Raw genomic sequence first — 17661 nt, 5'->3', positions numbered from 1 at the left:
CTTCGTCCGTTCCCACTACTGGCTGCCGAGCTGGCTCTAGGCGGGTCCGGCTGACGGACGGGAGGCGCGTCGCGGCGCCCCCACGCGCCTCCCGTCCGGCGCCGCGCACCGGCCGGCCCGCACCGCCCCCGTCCCGCGAGCGGGCACGATCCGTCACGCTCGACGCCCGGCGTCGACGGGAACCGACCGCACCGCGACCGACCGGCGGCGCGTCCTGCCCGCTCGCGGAGGCGGGCCGGTGGCGAACGGCTGGTGGCGGCTAGAAGTCGGCCGGGCGGCGCACGTCGTCGGCGCCGACCGCCGCGAAGCCCCCGCGCACGATCGGCAGCGCGCGACGCACGGCCTGGTCGATCCGCAGCTCGAGGTCGACGCTCGTGATGTCGTAGCCGCCCTCGTGCTTGGTGAAGTCCCGCTCGTTGCCGAACACGCCGAGCGGCAGCGTCGTCGACTGGAAGAAGCCGAACAGGGGACGCATCTGGTGCTCGACGAGCAGCGCGTGCCGGTCGCTGCCGCCCGTCGCGGTCAGGAGCACCGGGGTGTCGACGAGGTCGTACTGCCCCACCCAGTCGAAGAAGAGCTTGAACGCGCCGGAGTACGCGGCGCGGAACGCGGGGCTGCCGACGACCAGGACGTCCGCCGCCTCGACCGCCTCGAGCGCGCGACGGGTGCGCTCGGACATCGCCTCACGCGACCAGGCGGCACCGAGGTCGGCGAGCAGCGGTCCGATCTCCACGGTCTCGGTGCGGGCGTCCGGCAGGTCCTCCGCCAGCCGCGCCACGGTCGCCGCCACGAGGGTCGACGTCCGCGAGGGGTCCGAGGGGCTGCCGCTGACTCCGACGACGCGTGCTCCGATCATGCGTCCGATGCTCACACGGCGATCGGGAGCGTGCCCGGGTGTGACGACTTGTGTCGCGTGCCAGCGGCCGCGGGTAGCGTCCGGGAGATGCAGACCTTCCTGCCGTACGCCGACTTCCGCGCCTCCGCCGAGGTGCTCGACGACAAGCGGTTGGGGAAGCAACGCGTCGAGACGCTGCAGGTGATGCGCGCCCTGACCCTGCCGGGCTACGGGTGGCAGCACCACCCCGTGACCGCGATGTGGCGCGGCTACCGGCCGGCGCTCATGGCGTACCAGGACGCGACCTGCCGGGTCTGGCTCGAGCGCGGCCACGTCGACACCTGCCTGGAGAAGACGCTGCTCGACCTCGGGCGCATCCCGGAGGACCTGGCGGCGTACGAACGTGGCGACTACGCCGTGCCGCCGTGGAACGCCGACCCGGCCGTGCACCGGTCGCACCGGTCGAAGCTCGTGCAGAAGGCACCGGAGCACTACCGGCCGCTGTTCCCGGACGTGCCCGACGACCTCGACTACCTCTGGCCGGGGACGCCCGTGCCGCCGTCGGGTGCGTCCGCGGCACCGCGGCCCGTCGTGGACTGACAGGGGGGTGCGGCGCCGGTCAGGGTCCGGCGCAGCGTCCACGACGGGCGCGGCGTCCGCGACGGGGCGCGACGACAGGGGAACGTCGCGCCCCGCGCGCCGGACGCGGTCAGGGGAACCGCGTCCGGTCAGCAGCACCGTGGGCCCCTCGGGGGTCGGGGCCGTCCGGTGCTGGTCTCGGGTGTCCTACCTTCGGGGGTGTCCTACCCTCGGGGGTGTCCGGTGTCCCCTCGGTAGCGGTCCGACTCGATCGGCGCGGCCATCGGCCGTCGGGGCGCCGTCGGTCGGAGCATCGGGAGCAGTGCGCTGGCGACGGTCGCGAGCGCGCCGACGGCCGCGACGACCCCCAGCGGAGCGGCGCCGAGGTCGTGCTGCGCAGCGAGGGCGAGCGCGACGACGGTCGCGGGTGCCGGCAGGAGCTGGACCACCCGGAAGTGGTCCTCCTGCCCGGTCCGGGTCACGATCACGTCTGCCATGTCCCCATCCTTGCGGACACGACTTGTCGGCAGAAGGGGGGACACGCCCCCAACTGTGGAGTAGAACGTCTAGTACGCCCCGCCGAGCGCTCGGACGGTGTGGACCGCGTCCGCGACCGCGGCGACGACGACCGGGACGTCGTCGTCCGTGAGCTCCGCGTCGAACGTGAGCCGGAGCGCGGTGCGCGCGGTCTCGTCGTCGAGGCCGATCGCCGTGAGGACGTGGGACGCCTCCGCGCTGCCGGCGGCGCAGGCGCTCCCCGACGAGGACACGACGTCGCGCTGTTCGAGTTCGAGCAGCACGGTCTCGCCGTTCACCGCCGCCGGTCCCCCGGGCACCCCCGGGAAGCAGAACGACGCGTGTCCGGGCAGCCGCCGTACGGGCGAGCCGGTGAGCACCGCGCCCGGGACGGTCCCGGTGACCCCGTCGACGATCGCGTCCCGGGTGGCCGTCGCGCGGGCGGACGCCGTGTCGCGCTCGGTCGCCGCGAGCGTCACCGCGGTCGCGAGGGCGACGGCACCCGCGACGTCCTCGGTGCCGGACCGCCTCCCCCGTTCCTGTCCGCCGCCGTGCAGGAGCGGCTCGAGCGGGACCCCGCCGCGGAGCGCGAGCACGCCCGTGCCCTTCGGGGCCCCGAGCTTGTGCCCCGAGAACGAGAGCGCGTCGACGCCGAGCCGGTCGAGCCCGATCGGCAGCCACGGGGCGCTCTGCACGGCGTCGGTGTGGAAGCGGGCGCCGACGTCGTGCGCCACGGCGGCGAGCGCGGGGAGGTCCTGCACGGTCCCGATCTCGTTGTCGGCGTGCGCGATCGACACGAGGGTGGTGTCGGCACGGAGTGCGGCCGCCAGCACCGCCGGCGCGACGAGTCCGTCGCGGTCGACCGGTAGGACCGTGACGCTGAAGCCGTGGTACCGCTCGAGGTACCGGCAGCTCTCGAGCACCGCCTCGTGCTCGATCGCGCTCGTGACGACGTGTCGGCCACGGGGTGCGGCGAGGGCGATGCCCTTCACGGCGGTGTTCGCGCCCTCGGTGCCGCCGGTGGTGAAGACGACCTCGCCGGGACGGCAGCCGAGGAACGCCGCGACCGCGGCCCGGGCGTCGGCGAGCCCGCGTGCCGCGGCGTCGCCCACGCCGTGGGTCGACGACGGGTTGCCGAACACCCCGGTCAGGTACGGCCACGCCGCCTCGAGCACCTCGCGGCGCACCGGCGTGGTCGCGGCACGGTCCAGGTAGAACACGTGCGGGTCAGGCGGGGTCGACGGGGGCAGCGGCGTCCACCCGGACGTCGAGCCCGAGGTCGAGCGCCCGTGCCGAGTGCGTCAGCGCCCCGACGGAGACGACGTCGACGCCGGTCCGGGCGATGCGCCCCACGGTCTCGAGCGACACCCCGCCCGAGGCCTCGACGAGCGCCCGCCCGGCCACGAGCCGCACGCCCTCGACCAGCTGCTCCGGCGTGAAGTTGTCGAGCATGATCGTGTCGACGCCGGCGGCGACCACTGCCTCGACCTGGTCGAGCCGGTCGACCTCGACCTCGAGGTGCACCGTGTGCCCGAGTCGACGTCGGGCCTCGGTGATCGCGTCGCCGATCGCCGTCCCGCCCGCGAGCAGGACCGCCAGGTGGTTGTCCTTGGCGAGCACCGCGTCGGACAGCGAGTTCCGGTGGTTGTGCCCGCCGCCGCACCGCACCGCGTAGCGCTCCAGGGCGCGGAGCCCCGGCGTGGTCTTCCGGGTGTCGGCGATGCGAACGCCCGTGCCGGCCACGGCGTCGACGTGGCGCGCGGTCACGGTCGCGATCCCGGACAGTCGCTGGACGAGGTTGAGCGCCACCCGTTCCGCGCGGAGCACGGAGCGCGCCGAGCCGTGCACCGTCGCCAGGACCTGACCCGCGGCGAACGCCGTGCCGTCGGCGACGTGCAGCTCCGTCCGGACCGTCGGGTCGACGGCCTGGACGACCGCCGCGAACACCCCGCCGCCGGACAGCACGCCGGGCTCCCGTGCCGCGAGCACCGCGGTCGCGGTGGCATCGGCCGGGATGAGCGTCTCGCTGGTGACGTCACCCCAGGGCGCGTCCTCCTCGAGCGCCGTCTCGATGACCCGGCGCAGGGCGTGCGGCGGGACGGTCCCGGGGTCGGTGGTGGTGACGGTCGCCGTGACGGTGTCGGGTGCGGTGCTGGTCATACGGGGACTCCCTGCGGGGTGGTCGTGGTGGCGGCGGTCGGTCGCGCCCGCCCGCCCGGGCGCTGCGCCCGGACCCAGGCGGTGCTGACCGGCGCCGACGGGTCGGTGTCGGGGTGGTCGGTGCGGGCGTGCGCCCCGCGCGACTCGGTTCGTGCCTCGGCGGCCAGGGCGGTGAGCCGCGCCAGGTCGAGCAGCGCCCGGTCCTCGTGGTCGCGGACGGTGCGCGGAGCGGGCGCGACGAGCGCCTCGAGCGCGCGTCGCGCGGTCGCCAGTCCCGCGGCGTCACGGAGCAGGCCGACCCGCTCCGTCATCTCGGTCTGGACCACCCGGCGGACGTCGGTGTCGTCGGTGCCGCGCGCCGCGCCTCCCGGCAGACGGTGTGCCGGACGGGAGGCACGGGGCACGCCCGCCCCGTCCGTCGCGTCGACCTGCACCCGCTGCACGGGCAGCGCCGCGTCACCGCGCAGGCGCAGGCGGGCCGGACGCGGTGCGCCGAGCGCGTCCGCCGCTCGGACGCCGAAGACCAGTCCCTCGAGCAGGGAGTTCGACGCGAGCCGGTTGGCGCCGTGGACGCCGGTGCACGCGGCCTCCCCGACGGCGAGGAGCCCGGGCAGGCTCGTCCGCCCCTCGGCGTCGGTCACGATCCCGCCCATGGCGTAGTGCGCGGCCGGCGCGACCGGGACGCCCTCCCGCGTCCAGTCCCAGCCCGCTTCCCGGACGGCGCGTGTGAGGCCCGGGAAGCGCGCGACCAGGTGGTCGGCGTCGATCCCGGTGGCGTCGAGGAACACGGGCACGCCGCCCTGGTCGCGCACGGCGGCCGCGATCCCGCGGGCGACGACGTCCCGCGGGGCGAGCTCGGCGTCGGGGTGCACCGCGGTCATGAACCGTCGGCCGCTCGCATCGCGGAGCACGGCACCCTCGCCGCGGACCGCCTCGGACACGAGCCCACCGCCCGGCACCGCGAGGCGCGTCGGGTGGAACTGCACGAACTCGAGGTCCGCGACGAGCGCACCGGCACGCCAGGCCGCGGCCGTGCCGTCCCCGGTCGCGACGAGCGGGTTCGTCGTCTCGCGGTACAGGTGCCCCGCTCCCCCGGACGCCACCACGACGGCGTCGGCGGCGATGCGCTGCGGCTCGCCGAACAGGTCGAGGACGTCGACCCCGACGACCGCTCCGTCGCGGACGACCAGGTCGGTCAGGCACGTGCGCTCGAGGACGGTGACGTGCTGCCGGTGGAGCGCGGCGACGAGCGTCCGTTCGATCGCGGCCCCGGTGGCGTCGCCGTCCGCGTGCACGACGCGCCAGCGCCCGTGCGCCGCCTCGCGCCCGCGGGCCAGGTCGTCGCCGTGGCGGTCCAGGCTCGCGGGGTCGTCCGTGCGGTCGAACGGCACGCCGAGGGACAGCAGGTCGCGGACCCGCGCCGGACCGTCGGCGCACAGGACGTCGACCGCGCGCCGGTCCGCCGAGGCTGCGGCCGCGACGTGCGTGTCCGCGGCGTGCAGCGCGACCGAGTCGTCGGCCCCGAGGGCCACGGCGACCCCGCCCTGCGCGTACCGGGTCGCACCGTCCGCGAGCAGGCCCTTCGTCACCACGGTGACGTCGTGGCGGACGCTCGCGCGGATCGCGGCGGTGAGCCCGGCGATGCCGGACCCGACGATGACGACGTGCACGGTGGCCCTAGCCGCGCGGCTTCGCGGCGAGCATGCGTTCGAGCGCCACACGGGCGTCCGCCTGCACGTCGGCCGGCACGACGATCTCGTTGAGGACCTCGCCCCGCACGAGCCCCTCGAGCACCCAGGCGAGGTAGCCCGGGTGGATGCGGTACATCGTCGAGCACGGGCACACGACGGGGTCGAGGCAGAAGATCGTGTGCTGCGGGAACTCGGCCGCGAGCCGGTTCACCATGTTGACCTCGGTGCCGATCGCGAAGGTCGTCGGCTCGGTGGCCGCGGCGACGGTCTTCCGGATCAGGTCGGTGCTGCCGGCGACGTCCGCCGCGTCGACGACGGCCATCGGGCACTCCGGGTGCACGACGACCCGGACGCCCGGGTGCTCGCGCCGCGCCTGCTCGATCTGGTCGACGGTGAAGCGGCGGTGGACCGAGCAGAAGCCGTGCCAGAGGATCACCTGCGCGTCGAGCAGCCCGGCGGCCTCGTTCCCACCCCCGGGCAGGCGCGGGTTCCACATCGGCATCCGGTCGGTGCTGATCCCCATGGCCTTGGCGGTGTTCCGGCCGAGGTGCTGGTCGGGGAAGAAGAGGACCCGCTGGCCCCGCTCGAACGCCCACTCGAGCACGGTGGCCGCGTTCGACGACGTGCACACGATGCCGCCGTTGCGCCCGCAGAACGCCTTGAGGTCGGCAGCGGAGTTCATGTACGTCACCGGGACGACGGGGACGCGTCCGTCGGCGTCGGGTTCCGTGCCGTAGAGCGCGGTGAGCTCGGCCCACGCGGCCTCGACGCTGTCGATGTCGGCCATGTCGGCCATCGAGCAGCCCGCGGCGAGGTTCGGCAGCACGACCCGCTGGTCGTCGCGCGCGAGGATGTCGGCCGTCTCCGCCATGAAGTGGACGCCGCAGAACACGATGGCCTCGGCGTCGGGCTTCGTCAGGGCCGCGTTCGCGAGCTGGAAGGAGTCGCCGAGGAAGTCGGCGTGCCGCACCACCTCGTCGCGCTGGTAGAAGTGCCCGAGCACGACGACCCGGTCGCCGAGCGTCGCCTTCGCCCGCTCGATCCGCTCGTGCAGCTCCTCGTCGCTCGCCCGGCGGTACTCGTCGGGGATGACGCCCTGGCGCGGCGCGGTGGTCGGGATGACGTCGGACATCGACGAGCCCGGGCCGTAGCCGGGCCGGGCGTCGACGTCCCAGGTCGGCATCGCGAGGTCGGGCGTGCAGGTGCTGCCGGCGGCCCGGCCGTTCGAGATGCGGTCGATGGTGGTCGCGATGGACGCGGTGGTTCCTATCGGGTCGGGGAACCCGCGGGGAGCGGGGTCGTCAGCGGACCGTTGTCGGCGTACGCCAGGTCGGGGTTCGAGCGGTAGAGCCGTGCGGGTCGGTGCCGACCGCCGCTCGTCGTCTCGTCGGTGGGCAGCACGGCGTCGCCCTGAGCGACCTGCCGCCGGAAGTTCGCCGGGTCGAGCGTTCGCCCGAGCACCGCCTCGTACACGCCGCGGAGCTCGGCCAGGGTGAAGCGGTCGCCGAGGAACGCCTGGGCGATCCGCGAGTACGACACCTTGTTGCGCAGGCGCCAGAGGGCGTACGCGACGATGCGGTCGTGGTCGAAGGCGAGGGGCGGGTGCTCGTCGGCGAGGAACCAGCGCACGTTCCAGTCGTCGGGCACGGAGTCGGCCTCGTCCGGGTGCACGAGGGCCCAGTAGACGACGGACACGACGCGCGACGGCGACCGGTCGACGTCGCCGAAGGCGTAGAGCTGCTCGAGGTAGCGCGGCTGGACGTTCGTGGTCTCCCGGAGGCGTGCCGCCGCGCTGTCCTCGAGGCCCTCGTCCGGTCGCACCCAGCCGCCCGGGAGCGCCCACGACCCGTCGAACGGCTCCGCGACGCGGCGCACGAGCGGCATCCAGAGCGCGGGCTCGCCGGTGTCGGGGTGCGGGCGGAGGGCGACGATCACGGTGGACACAGCGACGCGGATCCCGGCGGTGGCGCCGTCGTCGGTGTGCGCGTCGGCGGTGGTCGTCATGCGGAGCTCGTCCCGTGTTCAGGTCATGCTGACCCGAAGTCTTCGGGTTGCTGCGACACTATCACCGGTTTCACGAGGACGAAACAGGACGGCAAACTCCGGGGACAGCAGCACGCCTAGCATCGGCGACATGACGACGGTGACGAGGGTGCACGCCGTGGTGTCGGGATCGGTCCAGGGGGTCGGGTTCCGGTACTGGACGGCCCGGAAGGCGGACGGGCTCGAGCTCGTCGGCTACGCGAGGAACCTGTTCGACGGGACGGTCGAGGTCGAGGCGGAGGGTCCGTCCGAGGCGGTCGACGCCCTCATGGCGTTCCTCCGCACCGGGCCGCCGTCCGCCGAGGTCACCGACGTCGCCCTGCGGAGCGTCGTCCCGCACGGGGACGGCGACGGGTTCGCGATCCTGCGCTGACGGGCGTTCACGAACCCGACACCCGGAAGCGGAATACTCGCATCCGTTCAGGTGGTTGCCCTGTCTGCGCCACGCGCGCCCCTCGTCAGCTGCACCCCGATCCACCAGGAGCCCCGCATGACCCAGGCCGTCGATTCCGCACCCCGCACGGGGAGCGTCTCGCAGCCCTCCGCCGGCGAGACCCGACTCGTGATCGGGCTGCTGCTCGTCTCGGCGTTCGTCGTCATCCTCAACGAGACGATCATGGGTGTGGCCCTGCCGCGCCTGATGGAGGACCTCGGCATCTCGGCCGCCACCGGCCAGTGGCTCACGACGGGCTTCCTGCTGACGATGGCGGTCGTCATCCCCGTGACCGGCTTCCTGCTGCAGCGCTTCAGCACGCGGCAGGTCTTCATCGCGGCCATGGCCCTCTTCTCGGCCGGCACGCTCGTCGCGCTCCTGGCCCCCGGGTTCGGCATGCTCCTGGTCGGCCGGATCGTGCAGGCCAGCGGCACCGCGATCATGATGCCGCTCCTCATGACGACCGTGCTCAACCTCGTCGAGCCCGCCCACCGCGGCCGCATCATGGGCAACATCTCGATCGTCATCTCGGTGGCGCCGGCCATCGGTCCGACGATCTCCGGCCTGATCCTCAACGCGTTCTCGTGGCGGTGGCTGTTCGGCTTCGTCCTGCCGATCGCCGTCGCGGCGCTGCTGCTCGGTGCCCTGAAGGTCCGCAACGTCACGACGCCGCGGCGCGCGCCGCTCGACGTCCTGTCCGTCGTGCTGTCCGCCGTCGCGTTCGGCGGGATCGTCTTCGGCCTGTCCAGCTTCGGCGAGGCCGGGTCGACCGGGCCGCTCGTGCCGGTCCTGGCGCTCGTAGTCGGCTTCGCCGCGCTGGCGGTCTTCGTCCTGCGCCAGACGCGCCTGCAGCGCACCGACAGCGCCCTGCTCGACCTCCGCACCTTCCGCACCAAGGGGTTCACGGTGCCGATCGTGGCGATGGGCCTGAGCTTCATGGCGATGTTCGGCACGCTCATCCTGCTGCCGATCTACCTCGAGCGCGTCCTCGGGCTCGAGGTCCTGCAGGTCGGGCTCCTGCTGCTGCCGGGCGGTCTGATCATGGGGCTGCTCTCCCCCGTCGTCGGCCGGATCTACGACCGCCGCGGCCCGCGGGTCCTGCTCGTCCCGGGCTCGATCATCATCAGCGCGGTGCTCTGGGCACTCTCCACCGTCGGCACGGACACGAGCGTGTGGTTCGTCCTCGGTGCCCACATCGTGCTGAGCATCGGCCTCGCGCTGACCTTCACGCCGCTGTTCACCGCCGCGCTCGGCGGCCTGCCGCCCCGCCTGTACTCGCACGGCAGCGCGGTGCTCGGCACCACCCAGCAGCTCGCCGGCGCGGCCGGGACCGCGCTGTTCGTCACACTCCTCACCGTCGGTGCGGCGACGGCCGGAGCGGACGCCGACGCGGCCGGGGTCACGGCGGCGACAGCCTCCGGCGTGCAGACCGCGTTCCTGGTGGGCGCCGTCATCTCGCTGTTCGGCATCCTGACCTCGTCGCTGGTGCGCCGCCCGGCGACGCCCGAGGGCGCGCCCGCCGGCGCTCCCGCGATGCACTGAGACCACGAGCAGGGCTGCGCACCGGCACAGCCCGACCACGCGCGGCCCACGGTGCCCCGTCGTCGACGACGTGGCATCGTGGGCCGCATGCGGTCGACGATGCCTGAGCTGAACTGGTCCGGTACGGTCACCTACTCGGCGGAACGGGTCGTACGACCGCGCACCGTCGACGAGGCCGCGGAGCTCGTCGCGCGATCCCGCAGGGTGCACGGCCTCGGCACCCGGCACTCGTTCAACGACGTCGCCGACACCACCGGCGTGCTGCTCGACCTGACCGGCATCCCCACCGACCTCGTGGTCGACACCGCCGCCGGCACCGCGACGATGGGCGCCGGCACCCGGTACGGCGTCGTCGCGCCCGACCTGGACGCCGCCGGGGTCGCCCTGCACAACACGGGTTCGCTCCCGCACATCTCGCTCGGCGGCGCGATCGCCACCGGGACGCACGGTTCCGGCACGCGGCTCGGGTCGCTCAGCACGGCGGTGCGGTCCCTGGAGGTGCTCGGGGGCGACGGTGAGCGACGCACCGTCGCGCGCGGCGACGAGGGCTTCGACGGTGCCGTCCTGCACCTCGGGCTGCTCGGCATCGTCACCCGCGTCGAGGTGGACGTCGAACCCGCCTACCGGATGCGCCAGGACACCTACGGCCCGATCCCCTGGGAGCGGTTCGTCGCGAACGTCGCCGACGTGCACGCCGCCGCCTACTCGGTCTGCTCGTACACCGTCTTCGGGGACGAGGTCAGCGAGGTCCTGCTGAAGTCCCGCGTCCCCGACGGCACCGAGGACGTCGCCGTCCCCGACGCCCTGCTCGGCGCACCCCGGTTGCCCGGGCGCCCCGCGGACGGACACCACACCGCACGGGACGGCTCGGTGGGCCCCTGGTGGGACCGGCTGCCGCACTTCCCCATCGACTCGGTGCCGAGCGTCGGGTCCGAGGTGCAGAGCGAGCACTTCGTCCCCCTGCGGCACGCGGCCGCGGCGCTCGAAGCCGTCCGCGGGCTCGCCGACCGGATCCAGCCGCACCTGCACGTCTCGGAGCTCCGGACGATGGCCGCGGACCCGGCGTGGCTCAGCCCGACGCAGGGCGAGGACGTGCTGTGCATCGCGTTCACGTGGAAGAAGCACCCGGACGCGGTCGCGGCGCTGCTGCCCGACCTGGAGGCACGGCTCGCCCCGTTCGGCGGGCGCCCGCACTGGGGCAAGATGAGCTCGCTCGACGCCGACGCGGTCGAGGCGCTCTGGCCGCGGCTGCCGGACTTCCGCCGGCTCGTCGCGGCGGCCGACCCGGACCGGACGTTCGCGTCCTCGTTCGGCGAGCGGGTCCTGCGGACCTGAGCCGGGCCTCCCGGCCGACGCCGCTCACGCGACGGGCGTGACGGTCTTCGTCTCCCCGTCCCAGTGGCGCACCCCGCCGACCGCCAGGGTCTCCGGCAGCGGCGCGGACCGGAGCGCGGCGACCGCCGCGGGCAGGTCGACGTCGCGCACCCGCCGCGCGAACGTGAGGTGCGGCGACCACGCTCCGGGCAGGGACGTCTCGACCGCGCCCGGCGCACCGCGGTGCACCGCGGCGTGGAACGCGGCGAGCGCCGGGTCGACGACCACCGCGCGCACGAGCACCGACCGGTCCGGGCCGGCAGGGAACAGCAGCACGCCGCCCAGCCGCAGGGTCGTCGGGACCGGCACGTCGAACCCCTCGGGCACGGGCAGGTCGTCCCCGGCCGCGAGGGTCACGTGCGGACTGTTCGTCCCGGAACGCCCGAGGCTCGGCAGGTCCGCCGCGGTGAGGGCCTGCCACGCGGCGCGCACGGCGTCGTCGGCGTCGGGGTCGAGGACGAGTTCGATGCTGCGCACGGTCCGAGTCAACCAAGCCGTGCTGCGTCCGGACCTTCCCCGTCAGCGGCTGTGGAGAACCCGCCGTGATGTAACACGGCGGAACGGACTCGTCGCCCGGGGCCGACGCCCGACACACTCGATGACAGGCCGCGGACCACCGCGACCCCCCAGCACGGCCCACGAGGAGCACCCATGTCCGCAGCACCCGTCCTGCCCCAGAAGCCGAAGGGCAAGCGCCCCGTCGGCTGGATCATCGCCGCGGCGGTGGTCGTCGTGGCGATCGTCGTCGCCGTCGTCGTGGCCGCCGTCCGCTCGGGCGCGTCCGGTGGGAGCGCCGCCGGCAGTGGCACGCAGGAGACCGTGACGATCGGGGTCGCCGACAAGTCGCTCGGCTACTGGAGCACGTACACGAAGCTGGCGAAGGACGAGCTCGGCGTCACGGTGAAGCTCACGAACTTCTCCGACTACTCGCTGCCGAACCCGGCGCTCAAGGACGGCCAGCTGGACATCAACCAGTTCCAGCACATCCAGTACCTGGCGGACTACAACGTCACCTCGGACGACGACCTCCAGCCGATCGGCTCGACGGCCGTCTACCCGCTGCCGCTCTACGCGACCGACTACAAGGAGCCGAGCGAGCTGCCGGCGAACGCGAAGATCGCGATCCCGAACGACTCGATCAACCAGGCCCGCGCGCTGCTCATCCTGCAGTCCGCGAAGCTCCTCGAGCTCAAGGACGGTGGCAACGCCTTCTCGACCACGACCGACATCGAGTCGTCGAAGGTCGACGTCCAGCCGCTCGACGCGTCGCAGACCGCGAACGCCCTGCAGCAGGGCTCCGTCGCCGCCGCCGTGGTGAACAACAACTTCGCCACCGCTGCGAAGCTGCCGACGAGCGACATCATCTTCCAGGACGACCCCGCCAGCGCGAGCGCCGCCCCCTACGTCAACGTCTTCGCCGTGCGGAACGCCGACAAGGACAACGAGACCTACCTGAAGCTCGCCGAGCTGTTCCAGGACAGCGCCGTGCAGCAGGCCTTCAAGAAGGACCTGCCCGAGGCGGTCGCCCGCGACGAGAGCGCCACGAAGCTCCAGAGCGAGCTCGCCGAGGTCGAGCAGGACGCGAAGGCGGCCAAGCAGTAGTGCCGGTCCTCGTCGAACTCCGCGGCGTCTCGAAGCACTACCGCCGCGCCGACACCGGCGAGACCGTGGTGGCCGTCGAGGACGTCTCCCTGGACGTGCACCAGGGAGAGGTCCTCGGCGTCATCGGGTACTCCGGCGCCGGGAAGTCCACGCTCGTCCGGCTCGTCAACGCCCTCGAGCTGCCCACCTCGGGCAGCGTCACCGTCGGCGGCCAGGAGCTCACCGCGATCCCCGAGCGGGACCGCCGTCTCGCACGCCGGAAGATCGGCATGATCTTCCAGCAGTTCAACCTCTTCCGGTCGCGCACGATCGCCGGCAACGTCGCGTACCCGCTGAAGGTCGCAGGCGTCGGCAAGGAGGAGCGCGACCGTCGCGTGGCGGAGCTCCTGGACTTCGTCGGGCTGCTCGACCGTGCGTACGCCTACCCGGAGCAACTGTCCGGTGGCCAGAAGCAGCGCGTCGGCATCGCCCGTGCGCTCGCGTCGAACCCCGAGCTGCTGCTCGCCGACGAGGCGACGAGCGCCCTCGACCCGGACACCACGTCCGAGGTCCTCGCGCTCCTGCGCCGCGTCAACCGGGAGCTCGGCGTCACGATCATCGTCATCACGCACGAGATGGACGCGGTCCGGCAGATCGCCGACCGGGTCGCCGTGATGGAGCAGGGCCGCGTCGTCGAGGTCGGTGACGTCTACGACGTCTTCGCGAACCCGGGGACGGGCGCCTCGCAGCGGTTCGTCCGGACCGCCCTGCACGACCGCCCCTCCGCCGAGCAGCTCGCCCGGCTGCGCGAGCACCACCACGGGCGGCTCGTCACGGTGCAGATCACCGACGAGGTCGGGCTGCAGAACCGGATCGACGCCGCCTTCCGCGCGGCCGGCGTCAGCGCCGAGCTCGTCTTCGGCGGGGTCGGCGAGATCCGCGAGCGGCGCATCGGCTCGCTCACCTACGAGTTGACCGCCGACGACCCGGCGGCGGTGGACCGGGCGATCGGAGCCCTGCGCGACGGACGGGTCACCGTCGACGAGGAGGTGGCGGCGTGAACGGCTTCCAGAGCGTGATCGACACGTCCGACGTGTTCTTCGCCGCGATCCGCGACACCCTCGTGATGACGCTGGTGTCCCTCGTGTTCGCGGGCGTCATCGGGCTCGCCCTCGGGCTCGTCCTGTACGCGACCCGTCCGGGCAACCTGCTCGGCAACCGCGCGGTGTACACGATCGTCAACGTGCTCGTGAACATCGTCCGACCGATCCCGTTCGTGATCTTCCTGGCCGCGATCGCGCCGCTGTCGCGCGTCGCCGTGCAGACCACGATCGGCGTGCCCGCGGTGACCTTCGCGATCTCGCTCGCGGCGTCGTTCGCGGTGTCGCGGATCGTCGAGCAGAACCTGCTCGCGGTCGACCCCGGCGTGGTCGAGGCCGCGCGGGCATCCGGTGCGCACCCGGTGTCGATCCTGCTGACGGTGCTCATCCCCGAGGGCGTGGGGCCGCTCATCCTCGGCTACACGTTCATCTTCGTGGGCATCGTCGACATGACCGCGCAGGGGGCGCTCATCGGCGGCGGCGGGCTCGGCGAGTACGCGATCGTGTACGGCTCGCAGCGGTACGACTGGTGGATCGTCTACGTGTCGGTGGCGGCGATCGTGGTGATCGTGCAGCTCGGGCAGTTCGTCGGGAACCGGCTGGCGCGGGCGACGCTGCGCCGCTGACGCGATGCGACCGGGCGACGGACGGGAGGCGCGGTGCCGGCTGGCACCGCGCCTCCCGTCCGTCGTCGGTGCGGGTGCCGGCGTGCAGGCCGGTCGCCGGTTGCCGGTTGCCGGTTGCCGTCGGTCCGCGACTCGCCGGCCGTCGGTCGTCGGTCGTCGAGGTTCCGCGACTCGCCGCTCGTCCATCGCTGAGGTCCCGTGAACGTCGACGAGGTGTCAGGAGATTCCAGAATTGCGGAACCTTGCGGGGACAGTCGAGCGTGTCGACGCCGGTCTGCCCGGCACCCGGCACCCGGCACCGGGACTCAGGCGGCCGGGGCCTCCGGGACGGCGACGGCGCCCGTCGCGCCCTCGTGCTCGTAGTGCGCCCGCACCAGGATCGGGCGGTGGTCGGAGATGCCCGCCGGGAGCGTCTCCACGCCGGCGATGTGCAGCCCGACGCTCGTGGCGAAGTCGAAGTGGCCCGTGAACTTGCGGTAGCGCAGGTACGTCGGCTGGTCGGAGAGCGACAGTGCGAAGCCGTGCTCCTCGATCTTGCGCCGCAGGTTCGTCTGGAACCACGGGTAGTTGAAGTCGCCGACCATGATCGCCGGGGCCTCGGCCGACAGCTCGCGGACGAACTGGTGCGCCGCCTCGATCTGCTTGCGTCGGAGCGAGTTCGTCGCGGTCAGCGGTGAGGCGTGGAACGACGCGACGATGACCTCGGTGTCCGCCTGGGTGTCCCGGAGGCGCATCGCGATGAGCCGCTCGTGCGCGGGCGCGAGGACCCGGTCGTGCAGCGACTTCTGCAGCGAGTGGATGCTGAAGTCCTCGACCTCGAACCGGTCGTCGCGCTTGTAGATCGCGAGTCCGAGGCGGTTCGCCTTGGTCGAAGCGGCGAGCGAGAGACCGGCGACGCTCGGCGCGAGGTCGTTGCTGTCGCACTCCTGCACGCAGATGACGTCGGCCTGGGAGGCCTCTGCCAGGGCGGCGAGCTCGCTGTTCGCGGTGTGCTCGCGGAGGTTGTAGCTGACGACGCGCAGCTCGGTGGGTTCCACGGCGGTGTCGTCCGCGATCGATCCCTGCTGCTGTGGCCCGGCCATGCTGCCTTCCGTCCTGGGTGTCTCGGTCACCCTGCCGCGGCAACCGTACTCGGCGGTCGCGGGCAGTTCCTGTGACGGTAGCGCACGGCGGGTTTCGTGCGTGTGACCACGGCACGAACGGTCGTCGCGCGGCTCGGCCGCGGGCGACCGGTCAGCCGGCGACGCGCCGCACCCGGGCCGCCGGTCGCACGGTCTCCCCCGCCGTCCGGCTCATCAGGACCCCCTCGACGCAGGCCACCACGAGCAGCACCACGATGACCCAGAACGCCACGTCGTACGGTCCGGAGCCGCCGAGGCCCGAGGCCGCCCGGATGGCCACGGCTGCGACGGCGACCCCGAACCCCGCCGCGACCTGCTGCAAGGTCGACGACAGCGTGTTCGCGGGGGTCATGTCCGCCTGCTCGACGTCGGCGAACGCGATCGTGTTGTACGCCGTGAAACCGACGGACCGTGCGGCACCGCTCACGACGAGCAGCACGGCGAGGAGCCAGAACGGCGTGTCCTCGGTCAGGAACACCATCGCGACGACGCTGAGCGCCGCGACCGCGCTCGACACGACGATGACCGGCCGGTACCCGAACCACCGGAGGAACGGGGTCGTCATCGGCTTGATGCCGAGGTTGCCGACGAACACCCAGAGCACGGCGGAACCGGCGAGCACGGCGCTCCACCCCCAGGCGTCCTGGAAGAGCAGGGGCAGCACGAAGGGCACCGCGGACACCGCGAGGCGGAACAGGCTGCCGCCGGCGTGCGAGACCCGGAACGTCTCGAGCCGCAGGGACTCGAGCCCCATGATCGGGTGCGGCGCCCGGCGGAAGTGCCGGACGGCGGCCCAGCAGCACACCGCGCCGACGACCCCGGAGACGACGACCGCGACGAGCGGGATCGTGTCGAGGGCGAGCAGCGAGGCCATCACGACCAGGGACCCGAGGCCGAGGCATGCCAGGAGCGACCCGCGCCAGTCGAACGGCACCCGCTCGGGCGCACGCTCCTGCGGCACGAGCACGAGCGCGGCGACGAACGCGACGATGCCGAGCGGGATGTTGACGAGGAAGATCCAGTGCCAGCTGAGGGTGTCGACGAGCACCCCGCCGACGAACGGCGCGATGATCGGCGCGGCGAGCGCGGGCCAGGTGAGGATCGCGATCGCGGTGACGAGCTGCTCGCGCCCGGCGCCGCGGAGGACGACGAGCCGGCCGACCGGCACCATGAGCGCGCCGCCGAGCCCCTGGAGGACGCGCCAGAGCGTCAGCTCGACGAGCCCCGTCGACGCCGCGCAGAGGGCGGACGCCACGGTGAAGAGCGCGATGGCCCCGGCGAACACGGTGCGCGACCCGATGCGGTCGGTCAGCCACCCGCTCACGGGGATGAACACGGCGAGCGTGACGAGGTACGCGGTGATGGCGACGCCGATCGCCGCGGAGTCGACCCCAAGGTCGCGGCCCATCGCCGGGGCCGCGGTGGCGAGGATGGTGCCGTCGAGCAGCTCCATGAAGAAGGTGCCCGCGACGAGCACGGCCACCGCCGTGCTGCCCGGTCGTCGTGTCGTCGTCATCGTCGTCATCAGGTCGAATGCTATGCCCGCTCGGTTTCCGCCCGCGCCCGCAGCACACGGCGCCGACCGCCGTTCTGCAGCGCACAATGACCAGGAGGACGACGTTGCCCGACCGACCCCGTCACCGAGAGCGTTGCCCCACCGCGACCACGCAGGAGGACCGATGACGACCACCCCCGCGGACGACCGCCCCACCACGGCGACCGGAGTGCCCGGCACCGTCACGACGAAGGGTGCGCCCGACCCCGCCGCCCCCGCCGTCGGCCGTCACGTGCTCGACCACGCGCACCTGCCGGCGATGACCCTGCGCGAGTCCGCGCTGGAGCACAACACGACCGTCGTGCAGGCCTACGCCGATCGGCACGGCCTGCTGCTCGCGCCGCACATGAAGACGCACATGGCCCCCGCCCTCGCCGACCGGCAGGTGCGTGCCGGTGCATGGGGCGTCACCGTCGCGTCGGTGCAGCAGGCGATGGTCGCGTGGAGCTCGGCCAGGCGGGCAGCAGCGGGGTCCGTCCGGACACCGCGGCCGGCGTCGATCCAC

17 protein-coding genes and 1 pseudogene are annotated in these 17661 nt (G+C 73.4%); 8 read left to right on the top strand and 10 right to left on the bottom strand.

From position 1 onward, the window contains the following. Positions 1–259: 259 nt before the first annotated feature. Positions 260–856, bottom strand: a complete 597-nt coding sequence (locus H7A69_RS15150) for an NAD(P)H-dependent oxidoreductase (protein WP_182047786.1) — start codon at positions 854–856, stop codon at positions 260–262. Between the two features lie 87 nt (positions 857–943). Here H7A69_RS15150 and H7A69_RS15145 point away from each other — a divergent pair, with 87 nt between their 5' ends. Further along, positions 944–1435: an MSMEG_6728 family protein gene (locus H7A69_RS15145; RefSeq protein WP_182047784.1), complete on the top strand. Its 492-nt coding sequence runs from the start codon at positions 944–946 to the stop codon at positions 1433–1435. Positions 1436–1638: 203 nt separating this feature from the next. Here H7A69_RS15145 and H7A69_RS15140 read toward each other — a convergent pair whose 3' ends face one another. From H7A69_RS15140 to H7A69_RS15115, 6 genes are all read right to left on the bottom strand, one after another. Next, positions 1639–1911 carry a hypothetical protein gene (locus tag H7A69_RS15140; RefSeq protein WP_182047782.1) on the bottom strand — a complete coding sequence of 91 codons (273 nt, stop codon included), beginning with the start codon at positions 1909–1911 and terminating at the stop codon, positions 1639–1641. A gap of 69 nt (positions 1912–1980) precedes the next feature. Next, complete coding sequence (locus H7A69_RS15135) at positions 1981–3150, bottom strand: cysteine desulfurase family protein (RefSeq protein WP_182047780.1); 1170 nt, start codon at positions 3148–3150, stop codon at positions 1981–1983. Between the two features lie 7 nt (positions 3151–3157). Next, on the bottom strand, positions 3158–4090 hold the full coding sequence (nadC, locus tag H7A69_RS15130; protein ID WP_182047778.1) for a carboxylating nicotinate-nucleotide diphosphorylase: 933 nt from the start codon (positions 4088–4090) through the stop codon (positions 3158–3160). After that, positions 4087–5760, bottom strand: a complete 1674-nt coding sequence (locus H7A69_RS15125; protein WP_182047776.1) for an L-aspartate oxidase — start codon at positions 5758–5760, stop codon at positions 4087–4089. The genes nadC and H7A69_RS15125 overlap by 4 nt, the downstream gene beginning before the upstream one ends. Positions 5761–5767: 7 nt before the next feature. Continuing rightward, positions 5768–7033, bottom strand: a complete 1266-nt coding sequence (gene nadA, locus H7A69_RS15120; protein ID WP_259346252.1) for a quinolinate synthase NadA — start codon at positions 7031–7033, stop codon at positions 5768–5770. A gap of 14 nt (positions 7034–7047) precedes the next feature. Further along, entirely contained in the window at positions 7048–7785 is a 738-nt protein-coding gene (locus tag H7A69_RS15115) for an NUDIX hydrolase (protein ID WP_182047774.1), read from the bottom strand. 130 nt (positions 7786–7915) lie between these two features. Between H7A69_RS15115 and H7A69_RS15110 the strand changes: the two genes are divergently transcribed. The 3 genes from H7A69_RS15110 (at position 7916) to H7A69_RS15100 (ending at position 11134) form a co-directional block, all read left to right on the top strand. Next, positions 7916–8197: an acylphosphatase gene (locus H7A69_RS15110; RefSeq protein WP_182047772.1), complete on the top strand. Its 282-nt coding sequence runs from the start codon at positions 7916–7918 to the stop codon at positions 8195–8197. 117 nt (positions 8198–8314) lie between these two features. Continuing rightward, entirely contained in the window at positions 8315–9799 is a 1485-nt protein-coding gene (locus tag H7A69_RS15105; protein ID WP_182047770.1) for an MDR family MFS transporter, read from the top strand. Positions 9800–9898: 99 nt separating this feature from the next. Next, the gene (locus H7A69_RS15100; protein ID WP_182047768.1) at positions 9899–11134 is read left to right on the top strand and encodes an FAD-binding protein; all 1236 of its coding nucleotides are present in this window, start codon (positions 9899–9901) and stop codon (positions 11132–11134) included. Positions 11135–11158: 24 nt separating this feature from the next. Here H7A69_RS15100 and H7A69_RS15095 read toward each other — a convergent pair whose 3' ends face one another. Then, positions 11159–11650 (bottom strand): 2'-5' RNA ligase family protein, encoded by a 492-nt coding sequence (locus tag H7A69_RS15095; protein WP_182047766.1) that lies wholly within the window; start codon positions 11648–11650, stop codon positions 11159–11161. A 174-nt stretch (positions 11651–11824) separates the two neighbouring features. Here H7A69_RS15095 and H7A69_RS15090 point away from each other — a divergent pair, with 174 nt between their 5' ends. The 3 genes from H7A69_RS15090 to H7A69_RS15080 all read left to right on the top strand — a co-directional run bounded on the left by H7A69_RS15090 (position 11825) and on the right by H7A69_RS15080 (position 14480). After that, positions 11825–12775, top strand: coding sequence for a MetQ/NlpA family ABC transporter substrate-binding protein (locus H7A69_RS15090; RefSeq protein ID WP_182047764.1), 951 nt, complete (start codon positions 11825–11827; stop codon positions 12773–12775). After that, positions 12775–13815 carry a methionine ABC transporter ATP-binding protein gene (locus H7A69_RS15085; protein WP_069712073.1) on the top strand — a complete coding sequence of 347 codons (1041 nt, stop codon included), beginning with the start codon at positions 12775–12777 and terminating at the stop codon, positions 13813–13815. Before H7A69_RS15090 ends, H7A69_RS15085 begins: the two co-directional genes overlap by 1 nt. Positions 13816–13880: 65 nt before the next feature. Next, on the top strand, positions 13881–14480 hold the full coding sequence (locus H7A69_RS15080; RefSeq protein ID WP_083263845.1) for a methionine ABC transporter permease: 600 nt from the start codon (positions 13881–13883) through the stop codon (positions 14478–14480). Between the two features lie 305 nt (positions 14481–14785). Here the strand turns inward: H7A69_RS15080 and H7A69_RS15075 are convergent, their stop codons facing one another. Continuing rightward, complete coding sequence (locus H7A69_RS15075) at positions 14786–15562, bottom strand: endonuclease/exonuclease/phosphatase family protein (RefSeq protein WP_083264011.1); 777 nt, start codon at positions 15560–15562, stop codon at positions 14786–14788. A gap of 151 nt (positions 15563–15713) precedes the next feature. Continuing rightward, a complete protein-coding gene (locus H7A69_RS15070) occupies positions 15714–17126 on the bottom strand; it encodes an MFS transporter (RefSeq protein WP_220456271.1) in 1413 nt (470 codons plus the stop codon). Positions 17127–17280: 154 nt separating this feature from the next. Here H7A69_RS15070 and H7A69_RS15065 point away from each other — a divergent pair. Continuing rightward, positions 17281–17661, top strand: a pseudogene (locus tag H7A69_RS15065) (hypothetical protein); the annotation flags it as partial.

The sequence above is a fragment of the Curtobacterium sp. ME26 genome (assembly GCF_903970945.1).
Taxonomy (GTDB): Bacteria; Actinomycetota; Actinomycetes; order Actinomycetales; family Microbacteriaceae; genus Curtobacterium; species Curtobacterium citri.
This window is presented reverse-complemented; position numbering and strand designations above follow the sequence as displayed.